Consider the following 15,257-nt stretch of genomic DNA (forward strand, 5'->3'; position numbering starts at 1 on the left):
GCTCGGAAGCCGTTCAAGACGCCGACAGCACGTCGGGCAAACCCTTCAGGTCGTCCAACTTGGCGTGCGGCGGCCAGTCTGGGTTCAGCGGCTCGCCGACCCGGTCGATCCACACGGACCGGATGCCGAGTTCGTGGCAGACCTTGAGGTCGGTGAACTGCCCCATGCCGACGTGCACGGTCTCCTCCTTTGTCACGCCCAAGGTAGCGTAGGCGTGCAGGAAGAGCCGGTGGTCGGGCTTGTAGGCGCGGGCCTGCTCGGCGGTGATGACGAAGTCGATCGGGACCCCGATCGCCGCGACGGTGCCGGCGATCAGGTCGTCGTCCGTGTTGCTGATGATCGCGAGCCGGTAGCGTGCGCGCAAGCGACTGAGAGCGGCCGGAACGTCGGGGTGCGGTTCAATCCGGCTGAGGGTCGATAGCAGCAGCTCCTCGTCCTCGGGCTTCGCTGTATGACCGGCCTCGGCGAGGGCTACGGCGAGGGCAGAACGCAGGACAGACTTGTAGTCGCAGTAGGGCGGGCGCTGCTGCCGCTCTACGGCGGCGCTGCGCAGCCGGTCAGCCAGAGCGACCGATTGGTCTTGCGCATCAGGCTCCGTAAGACGTCCGGCCAGGATCGCGCGGGCCGCAGACCGTACAGCGTCATGCCACCGGACTAGGGTGCCGTAGCAGTCGAAGGTGATCACCTTCGGCACAGGTTGCAGTTGCAGCATGATTGCTCCCACCGGACGGTCCTACGCGAACTATCCCTACCCACCACGTCCTCTGTCCACCTCTGAGGTGAAGTTGCCGGACGGCCGCCGAATGGCTGCTTAAGGGAAGCGCCCATGGAGACTTGAGCGGCCGGGTTGGGTCGAACGCGGAACGTCTGCTTCCGGGCGGGCGGCCAACTTCAGCTCATGGCGCATAGCGGCAATTGTCGACCCGATGCCGCTCAGCTGACGGCTCGATCATCCCAGCTGAGCTTTACGCGCGGTTCTCGCTTCCAGCCCCTTCAAGCGCCTTCGTAGCCCCACGATCTCAGCCCCCAACAGTCCGGTAATAACGTAGCGCCGTTGAGCCTTCCGAGATCCTTCCGGCCGCCGTGTCGTGATCGTGACCTCGTGGATCAGCGCACGCTGCCGCGCCTCAGTCTTCGCTTGTCGAGCAGCTGCGATGGCCCCCAGCGGGGATGACGACACCCGCTTCGCCACCGCGTGCTCACGCGCCCAAGCGTGCAGACCCTGGCCTGGGGTGGCCGCCAGCGCCTGCACTCGGCTCGGCAGGATCTTGGCCGCTTCGAGGTGCTGAATCGCCCTCACATCTCGGCTAATGAGCTTGCGGGCTGCCAGCCGCTCGGCTGGAGTCTCGCCGCCGTAGGAGACAAACCGCTCGACGATAAGGTGCAGGTCGTGGGTGGTCCGCGAGCGTTTGCGCCCGCTCAGAGTCTCAAGCTCGGCCATCATCGCGGCCCGCAGCGGGCTCCTGCTGATGCGGATGTAGGTAGCGTAGGCCAGGGCGATGGCTTCGAGGTGCTGCGCGTCCGATGCCTTGCGGATGTTCAAACCCGCCCGCTGCAACCAACCCGCGCTGTCGAGGGGCTGCGACCCAGCACCTCGGATCTGATGCAAGAAGCGTTCGGCGTCGGCGGCCACAGCGTCACGGCTATTGGCCTGAGCGCCGATTCGACCCGATTCGGCAGACTCACTCGTAGGCTTTGCAGTTGTCGACCCGATGTGTGCCTTTGGTTCGGGGCGGCGAAGCGGCTGGATTGAAGGGGAGGAGGAACGAGGTCGGTTAAACCGAAAGGTCGGAATTGTGTCGCTGAGCATGGCCTGGATCCATCCCGAACAAATGGCCACACTTCGGGTCGTGCGGCTTGAGGTCGTTATCAATTGGCGTCATGCCGAAACGGCCTGCGGCCCACCTCAGTCACGTTTTAAGCTTGATAGCGCACTAAGCAGCACATCAGGGTTTAGATCCGAGCAGATGGCCGTCACATCGACAGAATTCAATCCACATGTGATCATGCGCATAAGGCGCTGCGTTACGTCGCATCGGGGTATACCAGGGTGTTACCCATAAGATCCGGTATTGATGCAGACTTTTTGAACGAAGGCAACATTGTGATATAGGCTGTACTCTCCAGAAACCTTAGGAATTATCAGAGATAGAAGAAATTTCGTCCCATATCCGGGCGTCTTCATCATTCGCGCGCGCAAGCAGAGATCGCGCGTCTATGATGTGCACAAATTCTCCAGGCCTTCCAGACACGTCTTTCCTGTCAACAATTTTCAACCTGTTATGATCGAGGAGAATGTTTTCTATCTGATTCCAGATGGGCCCATCCATCACGGCACTCGCGTGATCCGAAATGCCTTTTTTGATGTAGAACTGGCGCAGAAACACGCGGCATGCACGGTTAAGTATATTGACCGCTTCATGGTTGTGATTGTTGCCCAATTGGCGCCCTTTGCTAATCCCTGATAATAATTCTCGTATTTCTCGGGGGTCATAGAGAGTTTGCACGCCTAAAAGATTTGCAATCATCACAGAACTCACGTTAGGGATGCTGCTGCCAAATCTAGTAGTGTTATCGATAACTAAAAGGCCTATATTTGATGATACGAATTCTACCTCCGACATATCGGCGCCACGCGCATCTAGCCGTCCAATTGTAACTCTTTCGAGCCGACTGCTGCTAAGGGCACCAAATAAAACCCCCTCCCCACAATCCATGTCTGCAAAAGATCGAGAGAAGCAGGGCGCGTGCGTTACAAGAGTACTCAAAAGGAGGCTTGCGCAGTTGGAGCTAAGTCTTTCAAAGCCGACATCTGTACGCACTCCACGCAACAATGTGCGCTGGAGTGAGATGAGATCATGTTCGGACCATACTATGACTTGCTCAGCGAAGACACCGATTAGATCCGAACCCACAAACCCGCGCTTGAGAAATCGTGACAACTCCCCTGCCATCAGTTGCTTAATCAGCGCAATAGATAAAAAATGATTAGAAATTTCTGTATGCGGGAATTTTCGGAAATTTGATCTTAGGTCATTCTCCATAAGAGCGAACGATCCGGCTTTGTGGCGTAATTTTGCTAGATCGACCGGACTCTTTATTTCCTTGCCAAATACAACATCTACAGCCAACTGAAGAAACGGAATATCGACGGCTTCTGATTCCCCTTCCGCCATCTCAAGGCTTATCAGCTCGAAAAGCTCGTAGAGTAGCTCAAAAGCTTTTTCCTTATTTAGTGGAATTCTAGATGTGATTAGCTCGGCCTCTCGGTTCATAAACTTTTGAACCAAAAAGTCACGAGGGTTCGTTAGCTCATTAAGAATGGACCAGACATCTCCCAACTTTGAAATTTCGTTTAGAAAATACGGTCGGAGTGCATACGAATTTGGCGTGAGAAGCTCTTTTGCTTCAACGGATTCTAAATCCTCACCAGACCATCCGGCCTCAATTAACCACTCACGAGCCACACTTGGTGAGGTAGGGGCAAGGCGAACGTGTCTGATATCAACGGCGCCAGCGACTTCACCTAGCTTATTTCGAAAACCACTTAGATCGAAAAAGGTGTCGCGTCCCGAAAGGATGAGCGGACCGCCATACTGCAATTCAGACAAGAAGTCTCGAAGCACTGACCATGCGTCTGCATACCCATCCGCATCAACTAATTCGTCGAAGCCATCAATAGCTATTTGGAGCACACCGTTCCGAACTAATGCCGGCACCTGGTCGTATGTAAATTTAGACCTTATAATTTGTATTGATAATGCCATCAGTTCATCTAGGCTAGCGAATCTGCGCCCTCGATTTGCAACATGCAATATTGGCGGAGCATCCTTATCGCTTCCGTAGTCTTTTGCTCTATTATTTGCGGTAGAAAGTAAGAGTGACGTTTTTCCAACCCCAGCCGGACCATCCATAAGTATTAATTTGATCGGGCGATCTTGTGCGCTCGTCCTGTCGAGTCGCGCTGCATCGTTGAAAGCATTTTGTGTCAGGGGTAAGTCGTCTAATACGCCCTCCGGCGGTATCAGGGTCTTCGCGACACTGGAAGAAAGCATTCTGTGCTGATTCTTCGCCATGCTTTTAATGTCGGCGAAATGTTTTGAGGCAAGAAGTGAAGCAAACGAGGAAAAGTTCTCCTCGACCGCTTCAGTTTCTGAAAAGATTTTCAGTGCGACCGCTTGACTAGGGAGGCTTATAGAAATGCTAGATTGAGCACCGTCCCGGACGTAATCTATCCTGAGCATCCCATCTCCAACCAGAAGGTCGAGATCGGTTGCGGGGTCAGTGAAAGGTCTCAAATCTCTCTCGAGCTGTTCAGGATTGATCATCGCTATCGGTCCCTGTTCGCATTAAAGTTATCAGACCCGAAGTATTTACATGGCGACTGGCGTTGATCCTTCGTCTTAAGACGTGGACTTGGGCGCCCCAAGTCTCAGCCATAAAGACTCCGGGAAGAAGGTCATCATCGTCACCAAAAATTAGATGAATCGTTTCTTTTGAGCTTCTTGTGGACTGAAGTAGGTCGCATATTAATGCGGTGTCCACCATCTTTTGACGTTCGACTTGTTTGGTCATCCCGTCTGCACTTTGCTCTTCCGTCAGTCTCAAAGTATCAAAAAGGGGAAGCCGTCGTCCTCCGCATAGCATTCCGTGTGATAAGCCTATATCTGAAGTAAATGAAATTTTATTAAGTACGGTATCGCGGCAGTTGAGGGCAAATTCTTCAATTGTCCTCAAATCCTTTGTTTTTGTTCGCCCACTATACCATCCATGATAGATGCGCCATTTAACGCGATATATTACGGATTTGTCTAAAGCTGTTAAATAGTCTGCTATCGCTGGCCGTATGGTGTCAAAAACACTCTCGACGTGTCGAGTAGCTTGCTCAGCGGTTTCTGTAGGCAGCCTTGGAGAAGGCGCCACTCTGCGTACGGTGTCCCAGTCGAGAAATACGAGTGCGTCTCTGCGCTGCATGTTCGTGGGGCTCAGACCTTTTGTAATTTCGGAATGGCTTATCAGGCTGCGCTCAGTTTAGGGCGGAACCCCTTGTGTTCCAATGTTGAGTCCCCACGGCTTTCTGCGGTTATCGGCAGCGAAAGGGGCAAACGACGAGTGTGCGCCACCTTTTTCAATGAGGCCGGCGGGGGGGCACACCGCCTTATCTAAGGCGCGCACACAGTTCCTTGATCGGCACGGGCACCGATAGGTTCGGCTCGGCTTGCAGGATGCGTTTTATGAGCGCCTCCGGTAAGCCAGCGTCCGCGAGGTCCGGCCTGCTAATCGGCATCCACGCAGCCCCTTTCCGTTCCTGGGCTGACTTGTCAGGCCACCACGTACCCGCGATCCCAAGGCCGGGCTACGGGGAGTTTGCGCGGGCGGTAACCCACCTTGGTCCGGCATGAAGGCTAGGCCCAGTTTGCGGCGGCTCGACCAACGACGACGTCCCCTACCGAGCTGTTCGTTGCGGCGAGCACGCACCTAACGCTTCTTGCCCAGCTCGGCGGCGATGTCCTTCGTCATTCGACCAACCTTCCGATGCGCTGCCGTCAGCTGATCCTGCGTGACACCCCATCGCTTCATCCAGAACTCGACAGCCTTGCGTTCCGACAGATCAAGGCGATCCTTGTCGATGAAGCCACGCTTGTCTTTAAGTCCGGCCATGGGAGTCCTGTCGGGTTGTTTACACGTGGGCCGGGGGGGGGCTCGCGGATTTAGTCTGCATGGCATTGAGCCACCGGCTTGTGTCAAATCGGGGTATCGCGGCCGACCAAACGTGTCGCCTGACTGAGAACCATGAACGTCCCTGACGAAACCATCGCGGGCTACGACCGGGACTCGGTTGCCCTCGCTGCTCGCTACGAAAGCCTCTCCGCCGGAGCGCTCTGGGCGCCCGTGCGTGAACTTATGCCAGTCGGGCCCGGACGCCTCGCCCTCGACGTTGGCGCGGGCTCAGGCCGTGACGCAGCGTGGTTAGCTAGTCAGGGCTATGAGGTGGTGGCCGCAGAACCCGCAGATGGGATGCGAGCCGAAGGCGTCCGGCGCCATCCTGGCCTGCGCTGGGTCGATGACCGCCTGCCCGCCGTCGCTGCGGTCCATCGCCTTGGCTTGAGCTACGACTTCGTACTTCTCTCGGCCGTGTGGATGCACCTGCCGTCGTCCGAACGCCCGCGCGCCTTCCGCAAGCTCGCCACGCTGCTCAAGCCGGCTGGCGTCCTCGTGCTGACTTTGCGCCATGGTCCAAGCGAGCCGGGACGCGCGATGTACCCGACCACCATCGGGGAGATCGAGACTCTTGCACGTGAGCACGGCCTCGCTGTCCTGCGGGTCCTCAACGAAGCCGACGGCCTCGGCCGGTCCGACGTAGCCTGGACCACTGTGGTGCTCCGCCTACCCGATGACGGCAGCCTCGGCCTGCCGCTGGTCCGGGGAATCGTGCTCAACGATGACAAGTCCTCGACCTACAAGCTCGGGCTGCTGCGCGCGGTCGCGAAGATCGCCGACACCGCATCCTCACTCGCGGGGCCAGCGCCGGACGGAACTGACCGAGTCCTTGTTCCAATGGGCGCAGTCGCCCTGAACTGGCTGCGCGCCTACCTACCGCTCGTTGCCGCAGGTCTCCCACAAGTGCCCCGCAACGCTGGGCCGGCCTTGGCTTCGCCAAGGTTGGCTTCCGCGCGCTTCTGTCCCTCGGGGTGACGGCGGGAGACCTACGCATCGGAATGCGATTTGCAGGCCCACGCGCTGACGCACTCGTTGCGGCGCTCGGTGAGGCGCGACGGACCATCCTCGCTATTCCAGCCCGCTACACGACCTATCCGAACGCAGGTGTGCCTGTTTTCGAGGGCGTGGGCCGACCGGTGCGGGTATCTGGCCCCGTGACGCTCACGCCAGATGTCCTGTCGGCCTGGGGTGACCTGTCAGTACCAGGGCCGCTATGGCGCACCTTGTTGCGGCTCGGCGCCTGGGTCGAGCCCGTGCTGGTTGCCGAGTGGGCGCGGCTGATTCGTGGCTATTCCATCCGCATGGGCCGGGTGTGCACGCCAGGGGAGGCTGAGGCGCACCTCGTCTGGCAGGAGCCGGCGCGCGACACCTCTCTGGCACGCCTCGTCGTGGCAAGGCTTGCAGAGGCCGGCACACCACCGGTCTGCGTCTGGTCCGGTGCGCCGCTGCGTCTCGATACGCTCGACATTGACCATGCGCTGCCGTGGTCGGCGTGGCCATGCGGCGACCTATGGAACCTGTTTCCAGCCTCGCGCAGGGTCAACCAGCATGAGAAACGCGACCGGCTCCCATCGGCGGCGACGTTGGCTAGGGCGCGCGAGCCGATCCTGACGTGGTGGCGTGCGGCTTGGGATGCCGACCCGGCGCTGGCCGCCCGGTTCTGGGCCGAGGCGCGGGCAGCGCTGCCGATTGAAGCGGACTACTCGTATGAAGCCGCGTTCTCCGGACTGGAATGGCGCCGGCTGCGTGTCAGCCAGGATCAGCAGCCGCCAGAGTGGGCAGGTCGAACCGCACCGCTTCTGTGATTGGTCGAAGTTTGACACGCGAAAGCTTGTGCCGAGTTAGCTTACGTAATTACCCGGATATCTCGGGATTCGTCCTCGAAGAGAACCTATCTCGCGCAGTGATTCGGTCGGCGGGAAGGTCCAGGACCTCGCATCGGAAGATTTCCTGACTGAGGAAGGTCCGCTCAATCTCGAACCGGTCCTCCTCGACATCGATGTACCAACACCGCCGCTGACCGCTCCAGCGATAGCTTCGGGCCTTCAGCGTGTCCTTAGTGGCGATGGGTGAACCTGCCGCCCAGATCCGCACGGTGGGCTTGCGCGCGATTTCAAGCAGGCACGACAGGGCAAGGCGACCGGAGGTCCTCAGCGGAGCTGCCAGCACTGCCAGGAGGGCATGGCAGTCGTCGATGGCTCGATGCCCATTATGGAAGAAGCCGTAGTCAGTCAGCAGGTAGCCGAGCTTCATGCCCTCATGGCCCTCATCACGCCACGGCACCTGATGGCACGAGCACGCCCAATTCTTCTCGGTGAAGATCGGCCAGCGGCCCTCGCACATCTGGCGGTCGAAGCTCGCATTGTGAGCAATCACCACCGCCGCGTCGGCTGCCAACGCATGTACGGCCGCGTCATCGATCCGCTGACCAGCCACGTCGGCATCCGTGATGCCGGTAAGGCGCGTTATCTCGGACGGGATCGGTTTGCGCGGTTGATGGAGCTGATTGAGCGTCTTGATCACGCGGTAGACGCGACCACTCGCGCCGTACTCGAATTTGATGATGCCAAGCTCGATCACCTCGTCGCGCGCGTGATCGACCCCTGTGGTCTCTGTGTCGAGGATCAGGCCGATAAAAGTCGGCTCGTTCGGTGGATCAGCGCATTCGACGAATGGTCCGAGACGCCGCAGGACCCGGTACTCACCGGTGCCCTCAAGCACGCTTGCAATGCTGTCGAGGGCTTGCGTCACCGCTTTCGTGTCCCGGTCCTGAGGCTCACCGTTGATCTGCCGTCGCAGGCTGTGATGCAGCGCCGAAGAAGGGCATGATCACGGCTTCACAACCAGACATCCACAGGCTCAGTCCCCAAGGAAAACGGCGCGTGTCCGAGTTCATCACGCCGAAGGCTGACCTTTCAGGCCGCTCTATAGCTTACTCGCGGCCTTCTTCGAGGACTCGGCGGGCTTGATGCTGCCTGTTTCAGTTACTCGATCACGAGCCTGATCGAGGCGCTTCTTCGAGGCGGTAAGCTCGCGCTGTGAACCGGCAAGCTGACTCTTCGCTGTGTCGCGGGCCGCAACGGCTTGGCCAAGTTCTTCGCGGGCAGAGGCGAGTTTGCTTTGCCACTCACGCAGGAGGTCGATGTTTGCCTGCTCTAACTTTTCCTGGCGGCCTACCAACTCGTTTCGCTCCGTCTGAAGGACGGTGACCTGAGTTGCCAGATCGCGGTTGGCTGAAGCTTTATTCGCGTAGGCTCCCCAGCCCGCTAGGGCGTAAACCCCCAAGATCAGGGGTAGCACCTGAGCACGTATTGGCTTCCAGGCAAAAAGCACCTGAAGTTTCCAGCGCAGCAGTTCGAGCACGCGAGGCATGGACTGGTTGTCTCCCGTCGCAACTGGGCGGACCCCCTTGGTCCGAACGGCTGATCGATCAGACCCACAACGATGTCCATTCAGCGTTAATGCTCGCTTACCGCACTCCAGAGCGGTTTAAAGATGCATCGCAAGCTGCAGAGGCCGGCACGCCACCGATTCGCGTCAGGTCAGTCGCGCCGCTGCGCCTCAAGCCGCTCGACATCGGTCACAGGCTGCGGTGGTCGGCGTGACCATGTGGCGACCTTTGGAACCTGTTCCGGCCTTCGCGCAGGATCAACCGGCACGACAAGCTCGACCGACGCCTTCGGTGGCGCTGGCTCGCGGGCACGAGCCGATCCCGACGTAGTTGGCGTGCGGTGTTGGACGCTGACGCGGCGGCTGGCCGCCCGTTGCTGTGCCGAGGTGCGGGCGGTGCTGCCGAGCGCGGGAGGTAGCTCGCATGTAGCCGCGTTCACCGGAGTGGAATGACGCCTCCTGCGCGTCAGCCCGGATGAGCAGCCGCTCGAGGGGTCAAGACGAACGACCCCTGTTTTTAATGCAGCACGGCCGAGCCGCTGATAGCCTTCGCGAACGGCGCTAGGTGTCTGACTTGCATCAGCCCTCGCGTGAAGCCGCATCGTCCAACAGTGTCCAGTACAAACCGGTACAAGCCACTTCGAAATGTGGGCTGAAATGTGGGCCGGCGGCCTCGGCCGGTTCAAATTTGAAAGCTTAGTGAGACACTTAAGCCACTTAAGTGGCGGAGACGGAGGGATTCGAACCCTCGATACCCCTTTCGGGGTATGCTCATTTAGCAAACGAGTGCCTTCAGCCGCTCGGCCACGTCTCCGGCGCTCTGGCTCTAGAAGGTCGGATCGGGCGGGTCAACCCGATCCAGTGGGATGGCGGCGCGGCGGCGGCGTTCGTAGTGCTTGGCGATGCGCAGATGCCGCGACATCGCGTAGTTCATCGCCGTCAGGAAGCCGTAGGTGCCGCGCAAGACGTGGCGCCGGCCGAGATAGGCCTTGAGGAAATTGCCCGGCAGCTCGACGAACACGCGCCAGCTCGGAATCACTACGCCCCGGGCTTCGAGGTCGTCGGCCTGCTGGTCGGAATAGCGGTTGAGCTTGTCCAACTGGTCGCCCAGCGAGCGCACCGAGAAGTGATGGATGATCCCCCGGAGGCGGCCGGGCTTCACCCCAGGCTCCAGGGCGACGCGGTCGTGGACCGGGGAAGCGGAATAGCGCCCCCGGTCCTTGCGGTAGAGCCGTACCGGAGTCAGCGTATAGGCCCAGGGATGGGGTCGGCCCTCGCCGGGGAAGATTTCGGCGATGCCGATCCGCCAGGCTGGCCGGCTTGGCTCGCCCGACGCGAACAGGGCGCGGATCTCGGCGGCGAGCTCGGCGGGGACGACCTCATCGGCGTCGAGGTTCAAGAGCCAGACGTGCCGGCACTGCTCCTCGGAAAAACGCTTCTGCGGGCCGTAGCCCGGCCAGGGATTGTGGATCACCCGGGCGCCGAGCGAAGCCGCGAGCGCCTGGGTGCCGTCCGTCGAGCCCGAATCGACCACCACGAGGTCGTCGGTCAGGTCGCGCACCGCCCGGATCGTCGCGCCGATCCGGTCCGCCTCGTTGCGGGCGATGATGAAGATCGACAGCGGCAGCGCCACCGGGCCGGTCGCCCCAAGGCCCATCGGCGTTTCGGTCACGCCAGCCAGTCCGGCACCCGGTCGAGGGCGACAAGATCCTCAACGCTCACCCGCGGGCGCACCACGGCCGCTTGGTCGCCGCGCACCAGCACCTCCGGCACCAGGGCGCGGGTGTTGTAGGTGCCGGCCTGGACCGCCCCGTAGGCGCCCGCGCTCATCACGGCGATCAGGTCGCCGGCCGTCACCGCGGGCATCTCGCGGTTGAGGGCGAGGTAGTCGCCGGTCTCGCAGACCGGGCCGACCACGTCGGCGACGATGCGGGGCGTGTCCGGCCCCGGCTCTGCGACGGGGCGCAGGCCGTGATAGGCCTCGTACAGGGTCGGGCGGATCAGGTCGTTCATCGCGGCGTCGACGATCACGAAGGTGCGCCCTTCGGAGTGCTTCACGTACAGCACCCGGGTCACCAGGATCCCGGCATTGCCGGCGATCATCCGGCCGATCTCGAAGACCGGGCGCAGGCCGAGCGGCGCGAAATGCGGCCTCAGGGTCGCCGCCAGGGCGGCGGGATCGGGCGGCGGGGCGTTGTCGTCGCGGTACGGGATGCCGAGGCCGCCGCCGAAATCGATGTGACGCAGGGGATGGCCGGCCGCCAGGAGCTGCCGGGCGAGGTCGGCGAGCAGCTTGGCCGCGCTGGCGAAGGGCGCGAGGTCGGTGATCTGGCTGCCGATATGCATGTCGACGCCGTGGACCGCGAGCCCCGGCAGGGTCGCGGCGGCGGCGTAGACCGCGGGCGCCCGGGTGATCGGGATGCCGAACTTATTCTCGTATTTGCCGGTGGAGATCTTGGCGTGGGTGCCGGCATCCACGTCCGGGTTGACCCGCACCGAGACCGGCGCGGTCAGGCCGAGGCTCACTGCGGTCTCCGAGAGCTGGGCCAACTCAGGCTCGCTCTCGACGTTGAAGCAGAAAATGCCGGCCTGGAGCGCGGCCACCATCTCGTCCCGGGTCTTGCCGACCCCGGAGAAGACGATCTTGGCCGGATCGACGCCGGCCGCCAGCGCCCGGTGCAGTTCGCCGCCGGAGACGATGTCCATGCCGGCGCCCTGGGCCGCGAGGGTCCGCAGCACGGCCTGATTCGAGTTCGCCTTCATGGCGAAGCAGACCAGGGCGTCGTCGCCCGCGAAGGCCTCGGCGAACACGCGGTAGTGCCGCTCCAGGGTCGCGGTGCTGTAGCAGTAGAACGGCGTGCCGACCTCCGCGGCGAGGCCCGTCAGGTCGACGTCCTCAGCCTGCAGGCGGCCGTCGCGATAGTGGAAATGGTGCATCTCGGCCGTGTCTCTCCTGCACGCCGGAGCGCGGGGTGTTTCCCGTGAAACATCCCGCCCGCCTGCCGGCGGGTCGCCCATCGATGACGGACGCAGCGCGGCGCAGGCACGGAGCGCGGCTCCGGCAAAAGCCGTCTACAGCAGCGGATCGAGAATGAAAGGCTCCTTGGGGATCCGATAGCCGCGCTTCGCGCCGCGGCTGGTCTCGATCGGCGCCCCGGTACCGCCCGGCGGAACCGCCGCGACGGAGAGCTCGTCCCCGGTCCGCACCCCCTCGGCCGTCGGCTCCTCCGCGCCGCCGCCGAGGCCGACCGAGACCGGCAGGGTCCGGCGGCCGTTGACCGAGTCGGATCCCGCCTGCGCGGTCGGGGCCGGCGCCGCGGTCTGAGGCGGCTCGAGGGCGCCCCGCCGTCCGCAGGCGGAGACCCCGAGGGCCACGAGGCCGGACACGGCGAGGAGCTTCAGGGCGGGAGACGACAACATCGCGCGCAGGTCCGACGGGCTCGGCGCCGGCGCTCGAGGGCCGGCGGGAGCACTACCTTAGCCGTTGCCGGGCGTCGGCGCGAGCGCACAGCCGCTACATGCGGCCCGGCTGTGCTCAGCCGCGTTGGTCCTTGGTGCCCTGCGCGCCCTGCTTGCCCTTGGCGGGGGAGTCCTGCTGCTGCTGAGCCTCGTAGGCGTCGATCGCCCGGCGGCAATTCTCGCTGAGCTTCTTCCAGTTCTTCTGGAAGCAGGCGTCGGTCGCCGGATCGTCGGGGGCCAGGTTGCCGCAATAGGTCAGATAATCGCCGGTGCAGTATTTCTTCAGGGTCTCGTTGCCGCGCTTCGACTGCTGCGCCGCGGCCGGCAGCGTCAGGGCGGTGGCCGCCGCGACGGCGAGAAGGATTGGCTTCAGGCGCATGGGGATACGTACCATCTCTGGGAGTCAGGAATGTCGGGATCAATCCGGGTTGCGATGATGCCTTTGCATGGTCGAAACAAGGCAACCCGCGAACGTTTCTCGGTGGCGATCGGCCCACGCGGCCCGGTCAGACGTGCTCGGGCTGCGGCGCCGGGAATGCCGCTTTGGGCATCCGGTCCTGACCGGTCAGGGCGTCGGCGACCTCCGTGATCCGCCGGCGCAGATCGGCGTACTCCCCCTCGGTGCCGCCCTGGCGATCCGCGAGGGTCTGGGCCAGGGCCTCCTCGGCCGCCTTCAGGCTGGCGCGCAGAGTGTCGCGCTCGGCGGCCAGTGCGGCCGCATCCTCGCCCTGCGGCTGATCGGCCCTTCGGCCCTGCCGAACCGCCAGGAGGCTGTCGAGCAGGTCCGCATGCGCGTCTTCGAGGGCGCGCAGGGTGGCAAGGCTCGCTGTGCCGTCCTCGCGGGCGCTGGCCAACTCGGTCTCGAGCTCCCGGGACTTGGCCTGCGCCTGCGCGATCTCGGCGTCCCGGGCGGCCACGTCCCGGGCGAGGGCGGCCGCCCGCATCGCCCCGGCGCCGATCGCCGTGAGGTCTTCGTGGCGTCTGGCCTGCACGGTCTCGACCCGGCGCTCCAGCCGCCGTTGCTGCACGGCGAATTGCGCGCGCAGAAAATCCCGCTCCGCGGCGATCTCGGCCGGCGACAGCGGCAGCCGTGCCTCGGCGCGTCGCCGCGCCAGGCGCGCCGCGCGCGCGTTGAGCGCCGGGAGCAGCAGCAGGCCGCACAGGCTCGCCGCCAAGAAACCCAGCGCGAAGATCATCACGGTTTCGATCACGAGGGAGCAGCCCGCGCATGCGGCCGGAACACCCGGCCCGGTTTCAGTCTAACCCAGGACGGCCGCCGGGGCGAAATCAAGCTACGCTCATCAATCAGAACGGGTTCCAGGTCGCCTCCCGGGTGAACTTGAGATAGCCGACATTGATGCCCAGCCGCGCACCGACGCCGCTGCGGATCGGCACCACGATGATGCGGTCGCTCACCACCGCGGTCATGCCGAAGCCGCCCACCAGATAGGCCGAGCCGTCGACGCCGCCGAAGCGCCGGAACAGCTCGCGCACGTTCGGCAGGTTGTAGACCAGCATCATGGTGCGCGCGCCGTCGCCGCCGACATCGAAGCCCACGGACGGACCCTGCCAGTAGACGTGCTTCTGCCCGGCATTGCGGGTGTAGAGCGTCCCCTCGCCGTAGCGCACGCCGGCCACCACGGCGCCCCCGCCCTCCTGCCCGAGGATGTAGCCGTTCGGCTCGCCCCAGCGTCGCCCCGCCTCCTCGACGGTGAGCGCGAGGCCGCGGGAGACCGAGCCGAAAAACCGGTGGCCCGATTCCACGATCTCGCCCGGGCGGAAGGTCTCGGGCGTGTCCTGGTCCTCGCCGCGGGCCAAAGCCGCGCCGATCCCGGCGAGGCCCGCCAGCGGCGTGCCCAACGCCAGGCCGAGGCCCGCGCGGAGCAGGTGGCGGCGGTGGGTGCCGCGCTCGTCTCGTGCCGTCATCGTTGCCTCCTCGCCCGGTTCGACTCTGCGTCGCCTTTTTCCGAAAGCCGGTGGCCACCTTTCGGGACGATGCTCTAACGGTTCCGCGATGGATCCTTGCCGCCACGCCCACGGGCCGGTCTCGGCCGCCGCCGCGACCGGGCTCACCCCGCGATCCGGGACGGCGCGGACCGCTCCGTCGGACCAGCTTCTGAGGAAAACCGCAAGATGTGGTTAACGCGCCCTGACGCCGCTCCGGCCCCCGGCTCGACGCGCGGGCCGGATCGCGACCCCGCACTCGACGGTGTTCACACACCGGTTCCGATTGAGGGCCACAGGCAGCCTCACGCGCGTCTCCCTCCCCCCTCTGCGGGGGAGGGAGGGCGCGGGTCATCTCCGGACCGGGCGCAGGAGGATCAGAAGTCCGGTATGTGAGCCTGCTCGGCCCAGCATCCGGGGCAACCGATCGCGGCGCGCCTACGGGCGACATCAAGAACCTGCCCCGCAGCGCGGGGGGATAGGGATCGTCTCACGCCCTGGCCGTCGCCCGGGGTCCACGGGCAGGCCGGATCACGACCCCGCACTCGACGGTGTTCACACACCGGTTCCGATTGCGGGCCACAGCCAGCCTCACGCGCGTCGCCCTCCCCCGCAAAGGGGGGAGGGAGGGCGCGTGTCATCTCCGGACCGGGCCCAGGAGGATCAGAAGTCCGATATGTGAGCCTGCTCGGCCCAGCATCGGGGGCAACGGATCGGGGCGAGCGTACGCGTGACATCAAGAA

14 protein-coding genes and 1 tRNA gene are annotated in these 15,257 nt (G+C 63.1%); 2 read left to right on the forward strand and 13 right to left on the reverse strand.

Annotated elements, in window-relative coordinates; all coding sequences use genetic code 11:
• Positions 1 to 13 precede the first annotated feature (13 nt).
• The 4 genes from MKK67_RS04425 to MKK67_RS04440 all read right to left on the reverse strand — a co-directional run bounded on the left by MKK67_RS04425 (position 14) and on the right by MKK67_RS04440 (position 5,661).
• Complete coding sequence (locus MKK67_RS04425) at positions 14 to 712, reverse strand: haloacid dehalogenase type II (protein ID WP_243962456.1); 699 nt, start codon at positions 710 to 712, stop codon at positions 14 to 16.
• 237 nt (positions 713 to 949) lie between these two features.
• Positions 950 to 1,633 (reverse strand): hypothetical protein, encoded by a 684-nt coding sequence (locus tag MKK67_RS04430; RefSeq protein ID WP_243962457.1) that lies wholly within the window; start codon positions 1,631 to 1,633, stop codon positions 950 to 952.
• A 499-nt stretch (positions 1,634 to 2,132) separates the two neighbouring features.
• A complete protein-coding gene (locus tag MKK67_RS04435; RefSeq protein ID WP_243962458.1) occupies positions 2,133 to 4,328 on the reverse strand; it encodes a hypothetical protein in 2,196 nt (731 codons plus the stop codon).
• Between the two features lie 1,150 nt (positions 4,329 to 5,478).
• Positions 5,479 to 5,661, reverse strand: coding sequence for a DUF3606 domain-containing protein (locus MKK67_RS04440; RefSeq protein ID WP_003600567.1), 183 nt, complete (start codon positions 5,659 to 5,661; stop codon positions 5,479 to 5,481).
• A 132-nt stretch (positions 5,662 to 5,793) separates the two neighbouring features.
• Here MKK67_RS04440 and MKK67_RS04445 point away from each other — a divergent pair, with 132 nt between their 5' ends.
• The gene (locus MKK67_RS04445) at positions 5,794 to 6,696 is read left to right on the forward strand and encodes a class I SAM-dependent methyltransferase (protein WP_243962459.1); all 903 of its coding nucleotides are present in this window, start codon (positions 5,794 to 5,796) and stop codon (positions 6,694 to 6,696) included.
• Positions 6,697 to 6,875: 179 nt separating this feature from the next.
• Positions 6,876 to 7,526, forward strand: coding sequence for an HNH endonuclease domain-containing protein (locus tag MKK67_RS04450; protein ID WP_243962460.1), 651 nt, complete (start codon positions 6,876 to 6,878; stop codon positions 7,524 to 7,526).
• Positions 7,527 to 7,575: 49 nt separating this feature from the next.
• Here MKK67_RS04450 and MKK67_RS04455 read toward each other — a convergent pair whose 3' ends face one another.
• The 9 genes from MKK67_RS04455 to MKK67_RS04495 form a co-directional block, all read right to left on the reverse strand.
• Entirely contained in the window at positions 7,576 to 8,472 is an 897-nt protein-coding gene (locus tag MKK67_RS04455; protein ID WP_243962461.1) for a 3'-5' exonuclease, read from the reverse strand.
• Between the two features lie 174 nt (positions 8,473 to 8,646).
• Complete coding sequence (locus MKK67_RS04460) at positions 8,647 to 9,093, reverse strand: hypothetical protein (RefSeq protein WP_243962462.1); 447 nt, start codon at positions 9,091 to 9,093, stop codon at positions 8,647 to 8,649.
• A 740-nt stretch (positions 9,094 to 9,833) separates the two neighbouring features.
• Positions 9,834 to 9,925: transfer RNA gene (locus tag MKK67_RS04465), tRNA-Ser, on the reverse strand.
• 12 nt (positions 9,926 to 9,937) lie between these two features.
• Positions 9,938 to 10,768 carry a glycosyltransferase family 2 protein gene (locus MKK67_RS04470; RefSeq protein ID WP_243962468.1) on the reverse strand — a complete coding sequence of 277 codons (831 nt, stop codon included), beginning with the start codon at positions 10,766 to 10,768 and terminating at the stop codon, positions 9,938 to 9,940.
• Positions 10,769 to 10,779: 11 nt separating this feature from the next.
• Positions 10,780 to 12,048: a diaminopimelate decarboxylase gene (gene lysA / locus MKK67_RS04475; protein WP_243962463.1), complete on the reverse strand. Its 1,269-nt coding sequence runs from the start codon at positions 12,046 to 12,048 to the stop codon at positions 10,780 to 10,782.
• Between the two features lie 135 nt (positions 12,049 to 12,183).
• Positions 12,184 to 12,531 (reverse strand): LPS translocon maturation chaperone LptM, encoded by a 348-nt coding sequence (gene lptM, locus MKK67_RS04480; protein ID WP_243962464.1) that lies wholly within the window; start codon positions 12,529 to 12,531, stop codon positions 12,184 to 12,186.
• A 115-nt stretch (positions 12,532 to 12,646) separates the two neighbouring features.
• Positions 12,647 to 12,949 carry a 3',5'-cyclic-nucleotide phosphodiesterase gene (locus MKK67_RS04485; RefSeq protein WP_243962465.1) on the reverse strand — a complete coding sequence of 101 codons (303 nt, stop codon included), beginning with the start codon at positions 12,947 to 12,949 and terminating at the stop codon, positions 12,647 to 12,649.
• Positions 12,950 to 13,076: 127 nt separating this feature from the next.
• A complete protein-coding gene (locus MKK67_RS04490; RefSeq protein WP_243962466.1) occupies positions 13,077 to 13,766 on the reverse strand; it encodes a hypothetical protein in 690 nt (229 codons plus the stop codon).
• A 109-nt stretch (positions 13,767 to 13,875) separates the two neighbouring features.
• Positions 13,876 to 14,496, reverse strand: a complete 621-nt coding sequence (locus MKK67_RS04495) for a DUF1134 domain-containing protein (protein WP_243962467.1) — start codon at positions 14,494 to 14,496, stop codon at positions 13,876 to 13,878.
• Positions 14,497 to 15,257 lie beyond the last annotated feature (761 nt).

The sequence above is a fragment of the Methylobacterium sp. J-072 genome (assembly GCF_022829425.1).
Taxonomy (GTDB): Bacteria; Pseudomonadota; Alphaproteobacteria; order Rhizobiales; family Beijerinckiaceae; genus Methylobacterium.

What these genes read in the sequence shown, in the direction of transcription:
- MKK67_RS04425 (WP_243962456.1), bottom strand. Translation starts at nt 712, where the DNA reads ATGCTGCAACTGCAACCTGTGCCGAAGGTGATCACCTTCGACTGCTAC.
- MKK67_RS04445 (WP_243962459.1), top strand. Translation starts at nt 5,794, where the DNA reads ATGAACGTCCCTGACGAAACCATCGCGGGCTACGACCGGGACTCGGTT.
- MKK67_RS04460 (WP_243962462.1), bottom strand. Translation starts at nt 9,093, where the DNA reads ATGCCTCGCGTGCTCGAACTGCTGCGCTGGAAACTTCAGGTGCTTTTT.
- lptM (WP_243962464.1), bottom strand. Translation starts at nt 12,531, where the DNA reads ATGTTGTCGTCTCCCGCCCTGAAGCTCCTCGCCGTGTCCGGCCTCGTG.
- MKK67_RS04470 (WP_243962468.1), bottom strand. Translation starts at nt 10,768, where the DNA reads ATGGGCCTTGGGGCGACCGGCCCGGTGGCGCTGCCGCTGTCGATCTTC.
- MKK67_RS04440 (WP_003600567.1), bottom strand. Translation starts at nt 5,661, where the DNA reads ATGGCCGGACTTAAAGACAAGCGTGGCTTCATCGACAAGGATCGCCTT.
- lysA (WP_243962463.1), bottom strand. Translation starts at nt 12,048, where the DNA reads ATGCACCATTTCCACTATCGCGACGGCCGCCTGCAGGCTGAGGACGTC.
- MKK67_RS04490 (WP_243962466.1), bottom strand. Translation starts at nt 13,766, where the DNA reads ATGATCTTCGCGCTGGGTTTCTTGGCGGCGAGCCTGTGCGGCCTGCTG.
- MKK67_RS04485 (WP_243962465.1), bottom strand. Translation starts at nt 12,949, where the DNA reads ATGCGCCTGAAGCCAATCCTTCTCGCCGTCGCGGCGGCCACCGCCCTG.
- MKK67_RS04435 (WP_243962458.1), bottom strand. Translation starts at nt 4,328, where the DNA reads ATGATCAATCCTGAACAGCTCGAGAGAGATTTGAGACCTTTCACTGAC.
- MKK67_RS04495 (WP_243962467.1), bottom strand. Translation starts at nt 14,496, where the DNA reads ATGACGGCACGAGACGAGCGCGGCACCCACCGCCGCCACCTGCTCCGC.